Origin of the sequence: Arcicella gelida (assembly GCF_034931025.1) — a bacterium.
Taxonomy (GTDB): domain Bacteria; phylum Bacteroidota; class Bacteroidia; order Cytophagales; family Spirosomataceae; genus Arcicella; species Arcicella gelida.
The window spans coordinates 12,865-35,629 of the sequence record NZ_JAYGIL010000031.1 but is presented as its reverse complement, the minus strand read 5'-3'; the positions used below and the strand labels follow the sequence as shown (position 1 = coordinate 35,629).

17 protein-coding genes are annotated in these 22,765 nt (G+C 34.7%); 12 read left to right on the top strand and 5 right to left on the bottom strand.

The window, feature by feature from the left end:
- The first annotated feature begins 1 nt into the window (after window position 1).
- The 3 genes from VB776_RS19775 to VB776_RS19765 all read left to right on the top strand — a co-directional run bounded on the left by VB776_RS19775 (window position 2) and on the right by VB776_RS19765 (window position 3,542).
- The gene (locus tag VB776_RS19775; protein WP_323698596.1) at window positions 2-370 is read left to right on the top strand and encodes a glyoxalase superfamily protein; all 369 of its coding nucleotides are present in this window, start codon (window positions 2-4) and stop codon (window positions 368-370) included.
- A 3-nt stretch (window positions 371-373) separates the two neighbouring features.
- Window positions 374-1,447, top strand: a complete 1,074-nt coding sequence (locus tag VB776_RS19770) for an NHL repeat-containing protein (protein WP_323698595.1) — start codon at window positions 374-376, stop codon at window positions 1,445-1,447.
- A gap of 613 nt (window positions 1,448-2,060) precedes the next feature.
- Entirely contained in the window at window positions 2,061-3,542 is a 1,482-nt protein-coding gene (locus VB776_RS19765) for a c-type cytochrome domain-containing protein (RefSeq protein ID WP_323698594.1), read from the top strand.
- 110 nt (window positions 3,543-3,652) lie between these two features.
- On the opposite strand, the gene VB776_RS19760 is transcribed toward VB776_RS19765, so the two are convergent.
- The 3 genes from VB776_RS19760 to pckA form a co-directional block, all read right to left on the bottom strand.
- A complete protein-coding gene (locus tag VB776_RS19760; RefSeq protein WP_323698593.1) occupies window positions 3,653-5,053 on the bottom strand; it encodes a glycoside hydrolase family 30 protein in 1,401 nt (466 codons plus the stop codon).
- Window positions 5,054-5,181: 128 nt separating this feature from the next.
- Window positions 5,182-6,246, bottom strand: a complete 1,065-nt coding sequence (fbp, locus tag VB776_RS19755) for a class 1 fructose-bisphosphatase (RefSeq protein WP_323698592.1) — start codon at window positions 6,244-6,246, stop codon at window positions 5,182-5,184.
- Window positions 6,247-6,329: 83 nt separating this feature from the next.
- The gene (pckA, locus tag VB776_RS19750; protein ID WP_323698591.1) at window positions 6,330-7,910 is read right to left on the bottom strand and encodes a phosphoenolpyruvate carboxykinase (ATP); all 1,581 of its coding nucleotides are present in this window, start codon (window positions 7,908-7,910) and stop codon (window positions 6,330-6,332) included.
- Window positions 7,911-8,214: 304 nt separating this feature from the next.
- Here pckA and VB776_RS19745 point away from each other — a divergent pair, with 304 nt between their 5' ends.
- The 9 genes from VB776_RS19745 (at window position 8,215) to VB776_RS19705 (ending at window position 19,406) form a co-directional block, all read left to right on the top strand.
- Window positions 8,215-9,705, top strand: coding sequence for a helix-turn-helix domain-containing protein (locus VB776_RS19745; protein ID WP_323698590.1), 1,491 nt, complete (start codon window positions 8,215-8,217; stop codon window positions 9,703-9,705).
- Between the two features lie 283 nt (window positions 9,706-9,988).
- Window positions 9,989-10,408: an IS1/IS1595 family N-terminal zinc-binding domain-containing protein gene (locus VB776_RS19740; RefSeq protein WP_323255216.1), complete on the top strand. Its 420-nt coding sequence runs from the start codon at window positions 9,989-9,991 to the stop codon at window positions 10,406-10,408.
- Between the two features lie 338 nt (window positions 10,409-10,746).
- A complete protein-coding gene (locus VB776_RS19735; RefSeq protein WP_323698589.1) occupies window positions 10,747-12,327 on the top strand; it encodes an MFS transporter in 1,581 nt (526 codons plus the stop codon).
- A 47-nt stretch (window positions 12,328-12,374) separates the two neighbouring features.
- The gene (locus VB776_RS19730) at window positions 12,375-12,593 is read left to right on the top strand and encodes a DUF6814 family protein (RefSeq protein WP_323698588.1); all 219 of its coding nucleotides are present in this window, start codon (window positions 12,375-12,377) and stop codon (window positions 12,591-12,593) included.
- A 186-nt stretch (window positions 12,594-12,779) separates the two neighbouring features.
- The gene (locus VB776_RS19725; protein ID WP_323698587.1) at window positions 12,780-12,995 is read left to right on the top strand and encodes a hypothetical protein; all 216 of its coding nucleotides are present in this window, start codon (window positions 12,780-12,782) and stop codon (window positions 12,993-12,995) included.
- Window positions 12,988-15,696 carry a sensor histidine kinase gene (locus tag VB776_RS19720; protein ID WP_323698586.1) on the top strand — a complete coding sequence of 903 codons (2,709 nt, stop codon included), beginning with the start codon at window positions 12,988-12,990 and terminating at the stop codon, window positions 15,694-15,696. The genes VB776_RS19725 and VB776_RS19720 overlap by 8 nt, the downstream gene beginning before the upstream one ends.
- A 41-nt stretch (window positions 15,697-15,737) precedes the next feature.
- The gene (locus VB776_RS19715; protein WP_323698585.1) at window positions 15,738-16,124 is read left to right on the top strand and encodes a response regulator; all 387 of its coding nucleotides are present in this window, start codon (window positions 15,738-15,740) and stop codon (window positions 16,122-16,124) included.
- A gap of 260 nt (window positions 16,125-16,384) precedes the next feature.
- Window positions 16,385-18,286, top strand: a complete 1,902-nt coding sequence (acs, locus tag VB776_RS19710; protein ID WP_407653851.1) for an acetate--CoA ligase — start codon at window positions 16,385-16,387, stop codon at window positions 18,284-18,286.
- Between the two features lie 562 nt (window positions 18,287-18,848).
- Window positions 18,849-19,406 (top strand): septal ring lytic transglycosylase RlpA family protein, encoded by a 558-nt coding sequence (locus VB776_RS19705; RefSeq protein ID WP_323698584.1) that lies wholly within the window; start codon window positions 18,849-18,851, stop codon window positions 19,404-19,406.
- 57 nt (window positions 19,407-19,463) lie between these two features.
- Here the strand turns inward: VB776_RS19705 and VB776_RS19700 are convergent, their stop codons facing one another.
- Both VB776_RS19700 and VB776_RS19695 read right to left on the bottom strand, forming a co-directional pair.
- On the bottom strand, window positions 19,464-20,048 hold the full coding sequence (locus VB776_RS19700) for a hypothetical protein (protein WP_323698583.1): 585 nt from the start codon (window positions 20,046-20,048) through the stop codon (window positions 19,464-19,466).
- 207 nt (window positions 20,049-20,255) lie between these two features.
- Window positions 20,256-22,403 carry a S9 family peptidase gene (locus tag VB776_RS19695; protein ID WP_323698582.1) on the bottom strand — a complete coding sequence of 716 codons (2,148 nt, stop codon included), beginning with the start codon at window positions 22,401-22,403 and terminating at the stop codon, window positions 20,256-20,258.
- Window positions 22,404-22,765: the final 362 nt, after the last annotated feature.

The following is a 22,765-nucleotide window of genomic DNA, read 5'->3' as shown; positions in this document are numbered from 1 at the left end:
GATGAAAATAGAAAAGACAATTCCTTTGTTGAGAATTTTTGATGTCGATAAAGCTAAAGAATTTTACATTGATTGGCTGGGTTTTAAAGAAGATTGGTCTCATCAATTTGAAGAAAATACGCCCTATTATATCCAGATTTCAAGAGAGGAATTGACTTTTCATTTGACTGAACACGTTGGAGATTGTTCGCCTGTTGCAAAAGTATTCATCAACTGTACAGACATCGAAAGTTTCTTTCAAGAATTGCAAGCGAAGCCATACAAGTATTATCGTCCTTCAATTGAAGAGGCTTTTTGGGATGCCCGAATTATCAACTTAATTGACCCTTTTGGAAATAAATTACTTTTCAACGAATATCACAAATCATAATCAATGAACGAGCATCAATCAAGAAGAAATTTTCTGAAAACCAGTACTTTAGCGATGGGAACTGGTTTAGTCGTTAATTCAGTTTCAGCAAATAAAATTCAAAAGAAAATGGAAAATATTGTTATTGGACACAATTCTCATAAGTACAAAGTAGTGGCTGGCTGGGGCGTTTTGGATGCTGATAAAAACCCTGTAAATGATTGCCACGAAATGGTGGAAGATGCCAAAGGTCGTTTGATTATGTGTACCAACGAAACCAAAAACAATATTTTGATTTATGATAAATCAGGAAAATTGTTGGAAGCTTGGGGAACGACTTATCCCGGCGCACATGGTTTGACGATTTCAAACGAAGGCAGTGAACAATTTCTATTCATTTGCGATAATGCTCGTCATCAAGTGATTAAAACAGATTTGAAAGGTCGTGAAGTAATGAAGTTGGAGTACCCAAAAGAAACGGGCGTTTACGAATCTCCCAACCGATTTGTCCCAACGGAAACAGCGGTAAATCCAGCCAATGGAGATATTTATGTGGCTGATGGTTACGGTTCACAATACATTACACAGTACGACAGCAAAGGAAGATACATTCGTCATTTTGGTGGATATTCAAAAGAATATTCAGATGAAAAATTTGATACTTGTCATGGCATTTTAGTAGATACTCGTGATAAAAAGAATCCCACTTTATTGATAACCGACCGTTCGCATACTTGTATGAAAAGATTTACTTTAGACGGTAAATTTTTAGCGGTATATCATTTGCCCGGTACGTTCGTCTGTCGCCCAGTATTGCATGGCGATTATATTTTTGCGGCAGCATACAGAAGTTCAGACCAATCTTGGAATAATTCGGGCTATATCCAAGTAATGGATAAAAACATGAAAGTAATATCAACGCCGGGCGGTTCTGAGCCGATTTACAAAGACGGAAAACTACAACGCCAGTATAAAGACGACCCGAATCAAGTATTCATGCACCCACACGATGTTTGGGTTGATTCAGACGAAAATATTTACGTTCCACAATGGAGTTCTAAAAAAACATATCCGATTAAATTAGAAAGAATTGCTTAGGAGTGATGTGTTTTGAGTGCGGAGTGATTTTAATGCTGAGTTTTGAGTTTGGAATGAGGAGTGAATTTTAGTTTAGAGTTTTGAGTGCGGAATGAGGAGTGAATTTTAGTTCGGAGTTTTGAGTGTCTTTCCCGTGGTCTGTGGCACACAGAACACTTACATCACTGTGTTCTGTGTGCCACAGACCACGGAAAAGGGTCTTAACTCGCTAAAACTGTATTGTAACTCAGATTTTCTGTATTAGAGTACAGATTTAGTGAGCAGGAATACAGAAAATCTGAGTACCAGCTCACCCAAACTGAGTTAGTACTCAATAAATCTGAGTTAAAGCTCGCTCAAACTGTATTGAAGCTCAGAAAATCTGAGTACCAGCTCACCCAAACTGAGTTAATACTCAATAAATCTGAGTACCAGCTCACTCAAACTGAGTTAGAATTCAGAAATGCTGTATTAGAACTCCCCTTGTGTGTGTATTAGGGAATTAATATTTCCTTTCCAACAGCAAGGGACTGGAAACCAGCCATAGAAATTAAAGTACTTTTAAAAAGAGTAAATTTTGAGTAGAAAAAGCTTACAGGCTAAAGCCTATTGCTTTTCTCTAAAATAAGAAATTATGATTTTTTTACAAGCCAATGCTCCTTCAGACTGGGCAATGTTTTTTGGACATTTTCATCCTGTGGTAGTTCATTTACCGATTGGGATGTTGATGATTGCAGCGATTTTAGAATTGATTTCTCGCAAAAAAGGATTAACTGCCTTACAACCTGCCATTGCTCCCATTTTATTTTTGGGAATGCTCACGGCGGTTATCTCATGTATTTTTGGTTATTTACTTTCAAGTTCTGGTGAATACAGTGAAGAAACTTTATTTCTTCATCAATGGATGGGCATTGGTGTAGCGTTGGTAGCTTTAGCCGCTTGGTACATGAAAGTAAATTGGCAAGAAGACCCAACCATGAAAAAGGCATATATGCCTGCCATTTACCTCATTGTGATTTTATTAACGGGTACAGGCCATTTGGGTGGAAATATGACGCACGGCGAAGATTACCTTTATAGTTTTACGCCAGAGCCTTTTCGTTCTTTAGCGGGTTTACCACCAAGAGCAAAAGGAGAATCTGGTGCAAAAAAGAAAATTGAAAATATCAACGAAGCATTGGTGTATCAAGATATTGTAGCACCAGTGATGGAACAAAAATGTTGGTCGTGTCATAATGCGAATAAAATCAAAGGCGGTTTGCGAATGGATACGCAGGAGCTTTTGATGAAAGGCGGTAAAAACGGAGTAATCATCAAAGCAAATGATGTTGCAAATAGTGAATTAATTAAGCGTTTGCTGTTGCCAGAAGAAGACGAACACCACATGCCACCAAAAGGTAAAACGCCTTTGACGGAACAAGAAATTTCTCTTTTGCATTGGTGGATTCAAAACGGAGCGGCTTTTGATACAAAAGTAGCTCAACTAAAACCTGATGAAAAGGTAAAGCCATTGTTAGCCTCACTGGCAAGTGGGAGTGAAGGAAGTAATATAGCAACAGCTGGAGAAAGTATTTCAGCCGTTTTCAACGAGAAAGTTTCTGCTGCTGCTGAAAGTGATATTCAGAAACTATCAGCAATGAATGTGATGGTCATGCCAGTTTCAAAAAGCCATAATTTTCTGGATGTTAATTTTGTGAATGCCCGAAACTTTGATGATTCAAAAATTAATCTCTTGACTAATTTATCAGAACAAATTATCTGGTTGAAACTAGGAAGTACTAAAATTTCTGATAAATCATTCACTGAAATTGCGAAATTAAAACATCTCACACGTTTGCATTTAGAACATACAGCCATTACGGATGTTGGAATTGCTCAATTGAAAGATTTACAATTTTTAGAATACATCAATCTGTTTGATACTCAAATAAGTGATGCAGGATTGAAAGAATTAAGCAAGCTAAAAAACTTAAAGAAAGTATATTGCTGGCAAACAAAAGTAACGAAAGCTGGCGTAGTAGCCTTGCAAAAAGCCTTGCCAAATGTAGAAGTAAACATCGGTTGGGAAGATAAAGTATCTAAGGCTGATACCAATAAAGTAATCGCTCAGAAATAGTTATTCAGAAAAATTAAAAACATAAAAAGCGGTCGGAAAACTAATTTCGACCGCTTTTTATGTTTTTAATTTTTCTGATAAATATGTTTTTTACTTAATTTTCAAGAAACCTACCAAACATAAGTAGCTACAACGCCAGCTTCAAGGGTTTGTACAGCTTTTTTTCCTTGATAAGAAATATTAAACTTCTGTGCTTTATTACTTTCGTTTTGAACAATCAAAACTTTTCTGCCAGAAGGAGTTTTGAAAGCAACGTTAGGTAAACTTGCCGTTGTGTTTGAAAATATTCTAACAGAATTCGGTCTTACAAATTTGGAAGCGTGTGCAATAATGTAATATGCTGGATTTCTCTTAATACTATTTTTATCAATTGTAATCGCTCCTAAACATTCTGTACATCCGCCTTCTGTATGTGGATTTTGTTTGGGGTCAGAAGCTAAATTCCACTCCAATACTGTTTTACACCAGTTTTTGGGCGCTCCGATGATGAGATTTTTTACATGCCAAGTTAAATCGCCAGAAAAATTGCCTGGACTACCAATCCACTGTTCAGTAAAATATAAGTTTTTATCGGGATGAGCATTGTGTACATCCGACAAAGTATTGATATAACCTCCATACAAATGAAAGGCTGAACCGTCAATATATTTTCGGGCTTCTAGGTCGTTTAAAATTGTGATTGGATAATCTGGACGGTCGGCATTGTGGTCATAAATAATGATTTTAGTATCAGCTTTTGCGGCTTTGAAAATTGGTCCTAAATGTCTTCTTACAAAAAGTCCTTGTTCTTCGGGCAACATCAATAAACTTGGATTATTCCCGGGATGAAGTGGTTCGTTCTGAACTGTCAAAGCATCAATTCTGATGCCTTCTTTCTTCATTTCTTGAATATATTTTAAAAGATACTTCGCATAAGTAGTATAATATTCTTGCTTTAAACTTCCTCCTTTTGAACTGGCATTACTTTTCATCCAAACTGGTGGCGACCAAGGCGAAGCAAGTATTTTAATTTCTGGATTAATCGCTAAAATCTGTTTTAATACAGGAATTAAATATTGTTGGTCGCCTGCCAAATTGAATTTCTTCAATTCTGGGTCGGTTTCTCCTTCAGGTAAATCATCATAAGAAAAAACATGATTATCCAAATCAGAAGCACCAACGCTGATTCTTAGATAGCTAACACCAATATTCGCATCATTTGTGGCAAAAAGTTCTTGCAATAAAGCTGCTCTTTCTTTGGTATTCATCTGGTTGATAAGCATGGCACTTCCCCCCGTCAAAGTAAAGCCAAAGCCATCCATTTTCTGGAAAACCTTACTTTCATCAATAATAATATTCGGTAAAGTATTATTGGTATATTCAAAATTGAAAGTTTTGGCTTGTTTCTTAAATAGAATAGATTCGTCTGAACTGGTTAGCCAAATTTCTGCAAATTGCTTTTGTGCTTGAATGTCAAAAAATGTTAGAAGATTTAAGCCAATGAAGAAGAGTATGTTGAATATAATTTTCATAAGAAAAAAGATTATTTTACACAGCTTGTGATTTTTGTGCAAAATAATCTTTTTTAATGAGGATGTAATATCCTGACCTATCTGTTTTATTGAGAACAGTAATTTTGGATAGAAACGAATAAAAGTTCTTAAAGTCCATTTTCCATTTGCTCCAAAATTAAAGCATGATACTTATCCAGATTATCTTTCAATTTTGACATTTGTTCTTTTGAACCCAAATAAGTAATATTTCTTTGATGAATATTTTCTGGAATAATATCTAAAATACTTTGTGTGCCATCAAATGATAATCCACCAGCTTGTTCAATCACAAAAGCTAATGGATAGCATTCATACAATAATCGTAATTTTCCTTCTTTGGCTTTTCGGGTTGGTGGATACAAGTAAACGCCACCTTTTAATAAATTTCTATGAAAATCACCGACTAACGAACCAATGTAACGAGCCATACAACCTGACTGTTTTCGCATATCCACGATAAAATCTTTGATAGGATTGCTAAATTCCTCAAAATAAGCTTCGTTTACTGAATAGATTTTACCGTTTTCAGGCATTTTTATATCAGCATGTGAAAGAAAATATTCGCCCAAAGAATTTTCATAAGTAAAACCGTTTACTCCTTTACCAGTAGTATAAACCATAATCGTGGAAGAACCGTAAAGGATATAACCCGCTGCCACTTGCTTGCGTCCGCCTTGAAGAAAATCTTCTTCAACAGCAGGAGTACCAATTGGACTTACTCTTCTATAAATTGAAAAAATTGTTCCGATAGAAACATTGACATCAATATTAGAAGAACCGTCTAGTGGGTCCATTGCTACTACATACTTCGCATTAACATTACCTGTTTGAATAATTTCATCGTCTTCTTCAGAAAGAATTCCAACCACTTCACCACCATTTACCAATGCTCTTATAAAGCGAATATTGGCAATCATGTCTAGTTTTTGTTGGGCTTCACCCTGAATGTTCTCACTTCCTAAAGCACCCGTAATATCAATCAAGCCTGCTCGATTAATTTCACGATTGATAATTTTGGAGGCAAGTGCAATGTCTCTTAGCAATTGAGAAAGCTCTCCTTTGGCATAAGGAAAAGCTTCTTGTTGGCGATTGATAAATCTATCAAGCGTCGTTCCAACAGGTAAAGCGAGATTATGGTTATTGATCATAGTTTTTTGCAAGCTATCAGCCATGAGCTATGAGCTTTGAGTTTTTTGGTTTTTAAAATCTAAAATCTAATAGCTCATAGCTCAAGACTCACTGCTAATAGCTCAAGCTATTTCCCACTAATTCTTATATAGTTTTCTTCAAAAGAAATTGCCAAATCTTTCGCTTTTTGGTCATAAGCCTCTTTGTCTAACCACGTATTTTTAGGGTTAAGTAAATCTTGAGGCACATCTGTACACATTGTAGGCATTTCTAAACCAAATATATCATGTTTTATGAAATTTACATTGTCAAATTCACCTTTTAATGCAGCATGAATCATCGCACGAGTATAAGTTAATTTAATGCGTGAACCTACACCATAACCACCACCCGACCAGCCAGTATTAATCAACCAAACTTTGACATTGCCAGCCGCTAATTTTTCACCTAAAAGATTAGCGTACTTTAATGGGTGAAGCGGTAAAAAAGCCGCACCAAAACAAGCAGAAAAGGTAGCTTGTGGTTCTTTAATACCCATTTCTGTACCTGCTAATTTTGATGTATAACCCGCCACAAAGTAATACATGGCTTGTTCGATACTTAGTTTTGAAATAGGAGGTAATACGCCAAAAGCATCTGCTGTAAGAAAGAAAATATTCTTAGGTGCATTGCCTACAGAAGGAACAGCTACATTCGGAATATAATGAATTGGGTAGGCAGTTCTAGTATTTTCTGTAACACTTTGGTTGCTGTAATCTACCGTTTTCGTTCCTGCTATAAAACGGGTATTTTCTAAAATTGAACCATAGCGAATTGCTCTAAAAATTTCAGGTTCTTGTTCTTCACTCAGATTGATTACTTTGGCATAACAGCCTCCTTCAAAATTGAAAACCTGTTTGTCGTCCCAACCGTGTTCGTCATCACCAATCAGATTTCTGTATGGGTCAGCAGAAAGTGTTGTTTTTCCAGTACCTGATAAACCAAAAAATAAAGCAGTGTCTCCGTCTTTCCCAATGTTGGCTGAGCAGTGCATCGAAAGTACTTTTTTCTCTTCTGGCAAAATATAATTCAGTACCGTAAAGATTCCTTTTTTCATTTCACCTGCATACGCTGTTCCGCCGATAAGGATGATTTTACGAGTGAAATCAATAATGGTAAAATTACTTTGACGAGTACCATCAATTTCAGGATTTGCCTCAAATGCTGGAATGTCTAAAATCGTCCATTCTGGTTCAAAACTAGCTAATTCATTTTCAGTTGGTCGAATAAATAAATGATTACAAAACAAATTATGCCAAGCCAAGGTATTTATCACCAAGATATTCATTTTATGTTCTGGTGCAGCACAAGCACAAACGTAGCGTGCATAAAGCTTTTTGTTGGCAATAAAAGTCAACATTTTTTGATAAAGTGCTTCGAATTTATCTGCATCAAAAGCTTGGTTGATTTCTCCCCAAGCCACAGTATCAGCAGTTTTGTCGTCATAGACAGAAAACTTGTCTTTTGGCGAACGCCCAGTGAACTTACCTGTGTCGCACATAAATGCACCTGTATCGGTAAGCGTACCTTCTCCATTTTTTAAAGCTTCCTCAACCAAGGTTGAAACGCTGAGATTCAAGTGAATATCAGCATGAAGACTTAATAATGGGTGATTTACTTTTTGTTTAGCAGCTTTGCTAAAATCAGAAGTAAGGATGTCATGTTTCATGTTTGTAATTGTTAATTTGATCAGGACTCAAATAAAATTTAGAAGCATTCGAACGCATTGCAAAAGTAATTAGCGTAAAATTAAAAACAAGCGAAATTTCGCTAAAAATGAAAATAATTTTATTTTGGCATAAAAAATCATGTTAAATATTGAAAAAATGCAGAATTTTAGCATTTAAAGCAGTTGGATGGAGTGTTTTGCAATGTAGATGTTATTAAAAGAGTATTAAGCGAATTTTCGCTATTTTGCTTCTTGTGAAAAATGTTTCGATAAATCTTATTAGCTTTGTGAAAATTATAAAGCGATGAGTGTGAATAGCGATAAAGTAAAAATAATTTTCGGACTAAAAATTAGGCAATTGCGTCTTGATAAAAAACTATCATTAAGCGAAGTCGCCGAAAAGTCTAAACTTTCAATTTCATATTTGAATGAAATTGAAAAAGGAAAAAAATATCCAAAAACAGAGAAAATAATGGCTTTGTCGGAAGCCTTAGCAATAGATTACGATTCGCTTGTTTCACTGAAATTGAGTAAGCAATTAGAACCCATTGCAGAATTGCTCAACTCTAATATTCTTACAGAATTGCCATTAGATATTTTTGGCGTTGAACCTTCTGATTTTATCGAATTGATGTCGGAAGCACCAGCTAAAATCAGTGCATTTATCAGTACGATTATCGAAATCAGCAGGAATTACGATATGCGTGTGGAGCAGTTTTACTTTTCAGTATTGCGGTCATATCAAGAAATGTACGATAACTATTTTGAAGATTTAGAGCAATCTGCCCAGCAATTCAGAAAGCTTTTTGAAATCTCGGCTACTACTTCACCTAATGAAAAACTGTTGGCAGAAATCTTAGAAAACTTTTATGGTTACCGAATTGAAGAATTTTCAAAAGAACAATATCCCGAATTAGTTACTATTCGCTCGGTTTATAACCCAGTTACTTCTAAACTATTAATCAATAAAGATTTAAGTACCGAACAAAAAACGTTTACTTATGGTCGTGAAATTGGGTATCAGTTTTTGCAACTTAAAAAAAGATCGAATATTTCTTCTGTAATAGAAGTAGGTTCTTTTGAAGAAGTACTTAATAACTTCAGAGCATCTTATTTTGCGGGAGCGATTTTAATCAACAAAGATATTTTGATTGATAGACTCACTTACTTTTTTGCTTCGCCTAAATGGGACGAAAATATGTTGCTGAGCATCATGCGTTTATTTAACGTAACGCCCGAAGTATTTATGCACAGATTATCGAATTTGATGACGAGCCATTTTAAGATTAATAACCTTTTCTTCTTACGTTTTAATAATCAGGTTGATGACGATTTGTTTTATCTGACCAAGGAAATGCACTTAGCAAAATTGCATACACCGCATGGAACAGCATTGACAGAACATTATTGCAGAAGATGGAAGGCATTAACAATTTTAAAAGATTTAGAGAAAATTCAGAAAGAGAAAGGCTATGATGCTGAAGAAGTATTATGTAAAGCACAAGTTTCGGAATATATTGACACGGGGAATCATTACTTGGTGATTTGTTTGGCGAAACCTTCGCCACCCAATTTAAAAATGAATAGTAGCGTTACTTTAGGTTTTGCCATCGACGATAACCTGAAAAGTATGGTGAAATTTCTTCCAGATTCATCATTGATTCACCGAAAAGTAAATGAAACATGTGAACGTTGCGGTGCAATGGACTGTACGGACAGAATGAAACCTCCTTATGTATTGCAAAAACGTGAAGCCAGAGAAAAAATTAAAGAATCAATTGCAAAATTGAATTAAGTAAATCTTGGAAAATTTATTAAACCAACCAGAAGTTTTTTAAGTGCTTGAAAATCAAATACGATTTCCTTTTACTTCTTATAAATCTTTGAAATGTACAAGGCTTTTGATGATTTGTTGTACAAAAAGAATAAAATTTTGATATTTTTGATATTTCAGAATATAATTTTGAAATAAAATAGTTTTTATTCTTTTTTCGATTGAAAAAATAAGTTTATTCAAGACGTTGTATTGTTGCTTAATTGATATATATTTGCTAAATATACTATATCGTATTATTTCTATGAAAAATCCAAATTGTCCTCGCTGCGACGCTCAAAATGTTACTAAAAGTGGCGTAATTAAAGAAAAACAACGTTTTAAATGCAAAGACTGTAATTATAACTTTACTGTTGAAAAACTAGGAAAAGGCATTTCGGCATATTACGTCATCAAAGCCTTACAATTGTATATCGAAGGAGTAAGTTATCGTGAAATAGAGCGACTTTTGGGGGTTTCACACGTATCAGTAATGAATTGGGTAAAGAAATATCAAATCAAAATCCCTAAAAACTCAGATTATTATCCTACCTATAAAATTATGAATCACAAAGAGTTAGCCGCTTTTTATGCAGATAGAGAGAATTTGAGAGATTCTGGAATGATTGTAACGGAGCTAGGAGATAAATTTATGTTAATAAAGTGGGAGCGTTTAAAGCATTAGTCTTTTACAGAATAAAGATTTGTTAAATAGATTGAAAATGGGTTTAGAAAAATATTCTAAACCCATTTTTTATGTAAACTATACTTAAATACCGTTGCTATATCAATACTATTGACTGTATAGCTTTTTTTGTGACCTTTGGATTTTGTGTTTGTACAATATAAACACGTTAAAGTACAAATAAGCCTTCGGTTTTGAAACATGTTTATCTGATTTCGACAATCGAAATGCACAGCTTTAATCAATAAGAATAATTTTAGCTTGAATAACCGAAATCCTAAATCCAACACCCAAAATAACGATATTCACTCAATCAAAACCCCTTATCTATAAACACTATGTCAGAACACACAGTAAAAAAAACATCCACTAAAGCACTTGCCGCCATTATTGGGGCATCATCAGTAGGCACACTCATCGAATGGTACGATTTTTATATATTTGGAAGTTTAGCAACCATTATTTCAACGCAATTTTTCCCGAAAGATAATCCCACAGCAGCTTTTCTTTCAACATTAGCCACTTTTGCAGCAGGTTTTGTCGTGCGTCCTTTTGGTGCATTATTCTTTGGTCGTTTAGGCGATTTGATTGGTCGTAAATATACTTTTATGGTTACTTTGGTATTGATGGGCGGAGCAACTTTTGCCATTGGATTAGTACCGAAATATGAAACAATTGGTTTTTTTGCACCATTAATTGTCTTGATTCTTAGATTATTACAAGGTTTGGCACTTGGTGGTGAATATGGTGGAGCAGCCACTTATGTAGCCGAACACTCGCCAGCAAATGCAAGAGGTTTTTGGACTTCTTGGATTCAAATTACAGCTACCGCAGGTTTGTTTATTTCTTTAGGAGTAATCTTATTGACAAAAAATTCGATGTCGAAAGAATCATGGGAAGATTGGGGATGGAGAATCCCATTCATGGTTTCAATCATCATGGTTTATGTTTCTGTCTTGATTCGTAAAAACATGTCGGAATCGCCTCTTTTTGCCAAAGCTAAAGCCGAAGGGAAAACATCAACCAATCCGCTGAAAGAATCATTTGGTAATAAATTGAATTTTAAATTTGTCTTGTTAGCACTTTTTGGAGCAACGATGGGGCAAGGCGTAGTTTGGTACACAGGTCAGTTTTATGCACAAACATTCTTATTAAAAATCATGAATGTGGATTTCGACCAAGCCAATACTTTGCTAATCATTGCCTTGATTATGGGTACGCCTTTGTTTGTATTTTTTGGTTGGTTATCCGATAAAGTTGGTCGTAAGCCAATTATGTTGGCAGGTTTATTACTGGCTATTTTTGCTTATCGTCCTATTTATGAGAAAATGTATCAAACCGCTAATTTGAAAAATAAAGAAGAAATTACGGCTCAAACAAAGGTAGAAGTAAAAGCAACTTTGCTTGCTAATTCAAGTACAGATTCGTTAATAAGCACAACAACCAATAAATTTTATACCGACGGAACTACTTATAAAGAAGTAAAAAAACAGACAATTTTAGCAGCCAAAGCTGAATCAGAACAACCAAAAGCAGAAGTAGCTAAAACTGTTAAAATCAATGACAGTGACTTATGGACCCTCGTTTGGTTAGTTTTTGTACAATTGGTTTTTGTAACGATGGCTTATGGACCAATTGCCGCTTTCTTAGTAGAAATGTTCCCAGTAAAAATTCGCTATACTTCAATGTCGTTGCCATATCATATTGGTAACGGAGTATTCGGCGGATTGATGCCAGCTATTGCTACTTACTTAGTAACCAAAGCAAAAGATGCGAATGAAGTTGCCGAAAAAGCAGGCGAAGCTATCAAAAATACGCAACCATATTTAGAAGGTTTGAATTATCCGATTTTAATTGCAGGAGTATGTTTTGTGATAGGTTTATTGTATATCAAAGAAGACAGAAGTATCAGAGATTAAGTATTTTAGGACTGAAATTAATTTTAAACATATTTTCATAAAAAGACATGAACGGAATTAAAAGAATATTAGGTGTCGTTTGGATACTCTTAGGTTTAGCAACAGCTTACTTCGGAATTTATGAATTAGGTATTCCGAAATTTGCTTCTGGAAACCAAGAAGATTTGGTGTTTGGAATCATCATCATGATAATCCTCACGCCAATTATTACAGGTGGATTATTGATTTTTGGAAAGTATGCACTTTCCGGAGAATACGATAATTAAAAGATAAATTCTTTAGTGCTGAATGTATGCCATTGATGTATGATAACACATTTGGCATACATTTTTCAATAGTTTGACTATAAAAAATTAGCAAGTATAGTTATTTCTTTCTAAGAAGAGTTAAATTATTACCCTAAATTGTGATAAAATTAAAACTCAATACAAGGGTTAAAATCTTTTTCATTCATGAAAGAAAAGTTAAAAAATCAAAAACTTTTGGTACTTGGAATCGTATTTATGATTCTTTTTAACTTTCCTATTTTATCGATTGTTAACCACGACACAAAGATTAAAGGCATTCCAACACTTTATTTTTATGTTTTTACGATTTGGATATTATTCATTGGTATAATTTACTGGAGCGTCCGTAACGAAGAGCAAGAAATTAATAAAGATGAATAGTGTAGTATTAATATTGACTTCATTACTCTATCTAGTTTTTCTTTTTGGAGTAGCTTATTGGGCTGAACAACGTTCTGCCAAAGGCAAAAGCATTGTTAATAATCCATATATTTATGCACTGTCGTTGGCTGTTTATTGCACCGCTTGGACTTTCTACGGTTCAGTAGGAAGAGCAGTAACCAATGGAATTGAGTTTATTTCCGTTTACATTGGACCATCTTTAATGATGCCTTTGTGGTGGATTGTACTTCGTAAAATCATCAGAATCTGTAAAGTACAACGGATTACTTCAATCGCCGATTTCATTTCTTCACGTTATGGTAAAAATGCCACTTTGGGCGTAATTGTAACGATTATCTGTATTTTGGGTATTTTGCCTTATATCGCTATTCAGCTCAAAGCCATTTCAAATAGCTTTTTGATTGTGACTCAACCTGATGGTGAAATCAATACTCAACATTTTTTTATTGGCGATTTAGCTTTTTACATTACCATTGTATTGTCAATTTTTACCATCATTTTTGGTACTCGTACCATCGATTCTACCGAACGCCATGAAGGAATGGTTGCTGCCATCGCCGCAGAATCTATCATAAAATTGGTGTCTTTTTTACTCGTGGGCATTTTTGTGAGTTACTTTATTTTTGATGGAATTTCAGATATTTTCCAAAAAGCCTCTCATATTCCTGCCCTACAAAAAGTTTTTGTATTTCATTCTGAACAAGATACCGCAGGTTGGTTTTGGCATTTACTGTTGTCGATGATGGCGATAATGTTTTTACCACGCCAATTTCAGGTTTCCGTCATCGAAAATGTTGATGAAAAGCATCTGAACAAAGCACTTTGGCTTTTTCCTTTGTACTTATTGTTAATCAACTTTTTTGTAATTCCGATTGCAATGGGAGGCGTATTATTATTTCCGAACCACGCTATCAATTCGGATGAATATGTATTGGCAATTCCTCTAAAATTCAACCAACCTTTTATTACTTTATTTACTTATATCGGTGGTTTTTCGGCAGGAACAAGTATGATTATTGTGGAAACGATTGCACTTAGTGTGATGATTTCCAATAATTTAGTAATGCCAGCACTTTTAAAAAGTGCTTCATTACAAGAGAAATTAGCAGGCAATTTTAGCTTATTAGTAAAGACAATTCGCCGTACTTCCATCGTCTTGATTCTTTTAATGGCGTATTTATATTACAAAACCATTGCTGAACATTACTCTTTGGTTTCTAACGGAATGGTATCATTTGCAGCAGTTTCGCAATTTGGACCAGCCATTATTGGTGGAATTTTTTGGAAAAATGGAACACAAAAAGGTGCTTTAATAGGCTTGTTAGTTGGCGTATTTATTTGGTTTTATACATTAGTATTGCCATCAATGGTCGGGGCTGGTTTCTTTCCACAATCTATAATTGACCAAGGTTTTATGGGTTTTTCTGCCTTAAAACCTTTAGCATTATTTGGATTAGAAGGCATGGATAGTATTTCTCATGGTTTGTTTTGGAGTTTACTCTTGAATATTTTTTGCTACGTCTGCTTTTCACTGAACAGTTATCAAAGTTCGATTGAGCATAACCAAGCGGTGATTTTTGTAGATATTTTTGAATATTCAGAACAAGTAGAAAGCCCAACAATTTGGAGAGGAACAGCTTATTTTTCTGATATTCAATTGTTATTAAGTAATTTTCTTGGAGAAAAAAGAGCTGAAAAAATACTGAAACTTTATGCACAAAAACATAAAATCAGATTAACTTCTGTAATAGCCGAGCCACAAATAGTTAGCTATGTGGAAAAATTATTAGCTGGAATCGTTGGAACAGCCTCTGCTAGAATTATGATTTCTTCCGTTTCAAAAGAAGAAAAAATTTCTACCGAAGAAGTAATCAGTATTTTAAAATCCTCTCAAAGTTTATTATCGGCCAACAAAGAACTTAAAAGAAAGTCGATTGCTTTAGAAAAAGCAACAACAGAATTAAAAGAAGCGAACGAGATACTTCAAAAAACAGACAAACTCAAAGACGATTTCCTGTCAACGGTAGCTCACGAAATCAGAACGCCACTTACTTCTATTAGAGCTTTATCCGAAATCGTTTTTGATAATCCAGAAATGGATTTAAACGAAAGAGAACACTTTTTAGGAACAGTCGTAAAAGAATCAGACCGACTCAGTAGGCTAATTAACCAAGTACTTGATTTAGAGAAATACGAATCTGGCAAACAAAAATTGATTTTGGAAGATATTGATATTCAAGAAGTTGTCAAAGATTCTATAGATGCACTTTATCAGCAAGCGAAAGAAAAAGAGATAAAAGTAATCTTTATGCCCGACCGTTTTACACCAAGATTTGAAGCGGATAAAGATAAATTAATACAAGTAGTGGTCAATCTTTTATCGAATGCCATTAAATATTGTGAACCACAAAAGGGCGAAATTATTTTAGCGACACACTATGCAGAAGGCTGTGTTTATACCAGTGTTCATGATAATGGCGCTGGCATTGATAAGAATTTTCAGCGATTAATTTTTGATAAATTTTTCCAAGCAGAAGACCAAACTATCAAAAAACCAAAAGGAAGTGGTTTGGGTTTAGCCATTTCTAAGAAGATTATAGCATTACACAACGGACAAATCTGGGTAGAAAGCCAAGTAGGGAAAGGTTCAAAATTCACCTTTTCAATACCTGTCGTTTAGATTACCATAAAGAAAATCAACATTTACTTATTTTATACGATATGAAAAAGACAATAAAAGTATTAATCGTTGATGACGAACCTAGCATTTTGATGTCTCTTGAATTTTTAATGAAGAAAGAAGGCTACAGTGTTTTTATCGCCCGTGATGGCTCCGAAGCCTTGGAGATTATTGAAAAAGAAGTGCCTTCCATTATTCTATTAGATATTATGATGCCTCATGTAGATGGCTATGAAGTATGCCGACTTATCAAAGAAAGTATTCGTTTTCAACATATAAAAATCGTTTTTTTAAGTGCAAAAAATAAAGAAGCTGATATTGAAAAAGGGTATTTGACTGGGGCAGATTTATATGTTTCTAAACCTTTTTCTACTCGTACTTTGGTAGCAAAAATCAATACATTGGCATTGGGCATTGTTTCAAATTAAGAAAGAACGAATATTGAAGTATGGATTTTTACTTATAGATAGCACGAAAAACTAATTTCAGTCAAATTGGGCTTATATTATAATAAAAGTTCAAAATATCAATTGAAAAGCTATACTTTGTTTAGTGAAGATAGCTATACTTTTTTAGCGTAAAACCTGTAAAACAGTATTCAAATAAAAAAAATGTCTTGTACTTTTACAGTAGAAAATATTAAAATCTGAAGCAATTCAATACCAACTCAATTTCTAATATCCGATTAATGATGAATTTACAAATTAGCTCCTTTGATGATTACGAATCAGCATATAACCATTCAGTTTCAGACCCTGAAAGTTTTTGGGCTGAAATAGCACAAAATTTTCAATGGCGTAAACCTTGGAAAAAAACATTAGAATGGGATTTTACGACAGGAACTACAAAATGGTTTGCTGGGGGTAAAATGAATATTACTGAAAATGCGCTTGACCGTCATTTGGCTACTCGTGGCGACCAGCCCGCTATCATTTGGGAATCAAATGACCCACAGGAAGAGTCTATAACGCTTACTTACAAAATGCTTCATCAAAGGGTTTGTCAGTTTGCGAATGTATTGAAAAAACACGGAGCTAAAAAAGGAGATAGAATTTGTATTTATATGCCAATGATTCCTGAATTGGCAATTGCTGTATTGGCTTGTGCTAGAATCGGAGCGATACATTCGGTAGTTTTTGGTGGCTTTTCTGCACAATCAATTGCCGACCGTATTAACGATGCACAGTGTAATATTGTGATTACTTCAGATGGTTCTTTCCGTGGAAATAAAGAAATTGGATTAAAATCTACAGTGGATGATGCTTTGATTCAATGTCCATCAGTACAAAAAGTAATCGTTTCAACTCGAACTCGCACACCAGTATCAATGTTGAAAGGACGTGATGTTTGGTGGGAAAATGAAGTGAAAACGGTTTCATCTGATTGTCCAGCCGAAGAAATGGATGCGGAAGACATGCTTTTCATTCTTTACACTTCTGGTTCAACAGGTAAACCAAAAGGCGTTGTACATACTTGCGGAGGTTATATGGTTTACACCACTTATACTTTTGCAAATGTTTTCCAATATCAACCCGGACAAGTACATTTCTGTACGGCTGATATTGGTTGGATTACTGGTCACTCATATATCGTTTATGGACCATTATGTTATGGGGCAACTTCATTGATGTTTGAGGGCGTACCGACTTACCCAGATGCTGGTCGTTTTTGGGAAGTAATTGATAAACATAAAGTAGATATTTTATATACCGCACCCACAGCGATTCGCTCGTTAATGGGTTTTGGACTTGACTACGTAAATGGTAAAGATTTAAGTTCATTAAAAGTATTAGGTTCAGTTGGCGAGCCTATCAACGAAGAAGCTTGGCATTGGTATAACGATAATATTGGTAAAGGAAAATCACCGATTGTAGATACTTGGTGGCAAACTGAAACGGGTGGAATTTTGATTTCTCCAATTGCAGGAATTACCAAAACGAAGCCTTCGTACGCTACTTTACCTTTGCCTGGCGTTCAGCCAATTTTGGTGGATGAAAAAGGAGAGGAGATTGTCGGAAATGGCGTTTCTGGAAATCTTTGTATTAAATTCCCTTGGCCGGGTATTATTCGTACTACTTATGGCGACCATGATCGTTGTATCCAAACGTACTTTTCTACTTATAAAAACCTTTACTTTACAGGTGATGGTTGTATGCGTGATGAAGATGGATATTACAGAATTACAGGTCGTGTGGATGATGTAATCAATGTTTCTGGACATAGAATTGGTACGGCAGAAGTAGAAAATGCTATCAATATGCACTTAGGTGTAGTAGAATCGGCTGTAGTGGGTTATCCGCATGATATTAAAGGGCAAGGCATTTATGCTTATGTAATTTGTGAGAAATCTCCAGGTCATGATTCTGATTTAACTCGTAGAGATATTTTAGCAACCGTTACTCGTGTAATCGGACCAATTGCTAAACCTGATAAAATACAATTTGTGAGTGGTTTGCCAAAAACTCGTTCAGGTAAAATCATGAGAAGAATTTTAAGAAAAGTAGCCGAAGGAGAAACGAATAATTTAGGCGATACTTCTACTTTGTTAGACCCAAGTGTAGTTGAAGAAATCAAAGTAGGTGCTTTGTAATAGATTACAGATATGTTGAATGAAGAGGTTTCGTTGAAAGCGAAACCTTTTTTCTTTGATATGAAATTCAAAAGTCTTTTATGTTAATTTTTTGTTAAGAGGGCTTAGATTTAACATAATCGAAATTTTTAGACTTTGTTGCTTCATCAACAAGTCTTTTATTTTGTTAATGTAGGATTGTAAATTTGAAATGTCCTGATAATCAGTTAATTTGTATGAAATTTGGAGTAAGTATTTTTTGGAAAATCATTAATAAAAGATGATTTTAACTGTCTTTTAAAAACTTAACAGGAGTTTTGGTTAAGTAATGTAAGAGATAAACCCTCAGTTTTTTAGATAAAAATGTGTAAATTGCATCCTTGATTTGTCAAAAACTATTTTAAAATTAGCATTTGATGAATTTTTCTTACAATTTTTTAAGGTTTAAGTTCACGTTAGCGTATCTGAATATTAAATGATTGTTTCACGAAACCCTTATTGTAAAACGATTTGATATAATCATTTTCAATATCAATTGTACTACATAGTTAGGCTTTTGCGGTAGGTTTCTAAATATGTTATTATGATTTTAAAAACAGTTTTCCTACTTTTTACTGCCACGGTTACTGCATTTACGACTCCTTCCAAACCGAAAAAAACGATTAGCGGAAAGATTTCATATTATGCAAGTAAGTTTGAAGGACGAAAAACTTCTAGCGGTCAACGTTATAAAGCTACCCGCAGAACGGCTGCCCATAAATCGCTTCCATTCGGTACTTTATTAGAAGTAACCAATAAGGAAAATGGGAATGTGACCATCGTAAAAGTAAACGATAGAGGTCCACACAGTAGAGGAAGAATTTTAGATGTATCTTATGCAGCGGCGAAAGATTTAGGATTAATTGGCAAAGGAACAGCTTCTGTAGCGATTAAAGTACTCTCATTTGGTGATGGCGTCCTTAGCCTTAATGAGGAAGAAGAAGTACCATTAATTGCCAAAGACAGTACACAACAAATATCAATGGTTGATATACTACTCAGTAAAAAACCAATGTATATGATGGTTGTAAAAGATTCAAATGGAAGAATCAGGTTAGATTCAACAGCAATCAGACCTTTAAATCTTGGCATTAAAGAATAACAAAAAGGCTTCGCAATTTGCGAAGCCTTTTTGTTTATAAGATTTTTCGATAAGCTTTTACTTTCCGCCGAAGCCAAAAGTTAAACCTGCATTCACCATAAAGAATTTAGAGGAAGTACTAAAATCTGCATTGCTAGGCGAACCGTTGTTTGAACCGTCTTTATTATCAAAAATAAAGTTATAAGTTCCTTCTGCAAAAATCCCCAAATTACCTACTGGAATAGCAATCCCAAATTTTGGTGCAGCTCCAAACTTAGATGAAGTTGTTTCTGAATTAACACCTAATACATTGCCTTTTAAAGTAGATCTGAAAACACCAGCCTCAGCACCAACATACGGACGAACAATTCCTTTTGTTAAATAATATTCAAACATACCAGTAATCGGGACAATGTTATTTGTGAATTGATACCCCGTTCCATTAAATTCTTCTTTGATTGATTTTACGCCTACACCCACTGCAAATTGTTCAGTAACAAATACTTTGGCTTGTAAACCTGCTCCATACAGCCCTTTTGCATCTTTTGCATCGGGTGCAAAATATGATCCGTGAATTCCTAATGAGAATTGTGCAGCAGCTTTCTGAGTTGTAGCAACTAAAGCGGTCGCTAAGATGGCGAATGTTAAAAATAGCTTTTTCATATTTTAATAATTTTATGAAGAGATAGAATATTCTTCTGTTGATGTAGAAAAATTAAAAAGATTTGTTCCAGCTTAATTTCTGCTTTAATGTGTGGTTTTTTTTACACAAATTAATTGATGAGCATAATTTTTATGGAATAGAGGAATAAAAAAATGGGGAAAATCAAGTTGATTTTCCCCATTTTCGTGTCAAAGATTGACACTTGTCTATTTTAATCCGATATATCTCTCGAAAAACTCATAAATTCTAAGCATTCTATCAATTTTCTGACGAACATTACCTGTTCTAGAAAGTTCGTGAGTTCCACCTGGCATACGAACATACTCAACTTCCTTACCCATTATTTTCAATGATTTATACATCATTTCAGACTGAATCACGCCAGTTCTTAAATCATTTTCGCCGTGTTTAATCAAAAAAGGCGTTTTGATTTTATCCACATAAGTATAAGGAGATTCTCTTTCTAAAATTGGTTTGATGTTATTTTCCCAAGGATAGCCACCAAAATAATTTGGCGTAAGTCGCCAAGCGTTGCCTTCGCCCATGAAAGTAGATAATTCATAAACTCCTCTTTGTGCAAAAGCAGCTTTAAAACGATGGTCGTGCGAGATAATCCAAGCTGTTAAATAACCAGCATAAGAACCACCAGTGATTACTTGTCGAGAAGTATCAACCCAGCTTGCTTTGGCAGCATCACTTGTCGCCGCTAAAACATCTTCCGTTGGTCCATTGCCCCAATCTTGATAATTTGAAAACTGGAAATCTTTTCCATAACCTCCCGAACCACGTGGATTAGCATAAACCAAACCATAACCTTGCGAACAAAAGTATTGAAATTCGTGCCACATCGATGCTTCGCCCGGTCCCCACATCGCTGTTGGTCCGCCGTGCATATTTAGCAATAATGGATATTTTTTACCAGCTTCAAAGTTGGCAGGTTTCATAATCCAATATTCTACAGATTGTCCTTTAGAGTTTTTGTAAACTCTTTTCTCTGGAAAACTCAAGGCTTTATTTTGTAGCCATTCGTCATTATGAGTACTTAATTTAACAGCATTTTTCATCAATAAATCTGCTGTATATAATTCAGAAGGGTTTTTTACTTCAGTTTTAGCAAAAACGATTCGTTCTTTAGAAATGTCAAAACTGCTGATTCCTGTATCGTAGTCACTTAGTTTTTCGATTTTTTTAGTCTGAATATCTAATTTATAAACAGGTACTCCACCATTTGAACTTGCCGTGAAATATACAAATTTGCTATCGTCAGTCCATTCAAAATTATTGGCAGCTCTGTCGAAAGTAACCATTGTTTTATTACTTCCATCAGCATTGGCTAAAATGATTTGATTGAAGCCCAACCAATCTGTTTTAGACATCGTAGCAATCAACAATTTTCCATCAGGCGATGGCGTAGCACTATTATATGAAATACCTTTTTCAGCGATAATTTGTTTAATGCCCGAACCATCAGCATTCAGTACAACAATTGAGGAATTCAATTCTCTGTCAGGATGTTGCAAACTATCTCTACCGCTCGACGCATAAATTTTCTTACTATCAGCCGACCAACTTCCACCATTATACGACCAGAATCCTTTTGTCAACTGTACTGGTTTAGCACCTTCTTTCGCATCAATCACAAATAAAAGATTGAATCGAATTTCTGGTTCAGTCGTAGATTCTCCTTGAAAATTTAAACGAGTGATAACTTTTGCTTTTTTATCTTCTACATCTTTTTCAAGATAGGCTCTGATTTCTTCAATGCTTCCGTTTGGATTAGCTTTTACTTTTTTATCAATTTTCAAGAAATCATTACTTTTAAAACCAGCTTTTTCAATCGACCATGAAGGCAATTTTTTACTTGGATTAATTAAAGAATCTTTCAATATATCCGAAAAAGTAACATTGACAGAGAACAAAATCTTAGTGCCATCTGGCGACCATTGTGGATTATTCGCTCCATATTTAAAATCGGTTAATTGGAAAGCCTCACCGCCATCTAAAGGCATCAAGAAGATTTGATACTTACCTTTTACATTTCTGGCAAAGGCTATTTGTTTACTATCAGCCGACCATGTAGCTCCTCCAACACTTTCAGCCCCACGAGTTAATTGTTTTGCCGTTTGGAAGTCAGTCAACCATAAATGTGTGCGATAGTCAAAGTCTAGTTTATCTGTTTCGTTATTTTCATTAGTTCTGAGAACATAAATGGCTTTTTTGCCATCAGGAGCTATAGATACATTAGCAACTTGTTTGATTTTGGTCATATCGGTAACCAAAATTTTCTCCTTTCCCTTTTGGGCAAAAGATAGTTGAGATAACAGTAATACTAAAAATAGTAGTGTTTTTTTCATGATTGATGAAGGATTTTAGATTTTAACAAATCTAATAAAAAAAGACTGGATTCCTTCATTGGTTTAAGTACTGGTCTTAGGATTTCCTAATACTTAAAACCACATAGAGCATTTGCTCGTTCTAAGAATTAGCTAGGAATGTTTTTAGGTGAGATGTTATTTGAATTTTCTAACCATGGTCTGTGGCACACAGAACATAACGCTAAATTTTCATATCCATAGTTTATAAACTAAAATAGTCAAGCCAAGTATTGTGTTCTGTGTGCCACAGACCACGGTTTAGGCATAAATTCCATTTGCTTGGCAAATATGATGAAACTAGTAAAGGCATGCCATGAGTAGTTTATAAAATCTATGCGGTA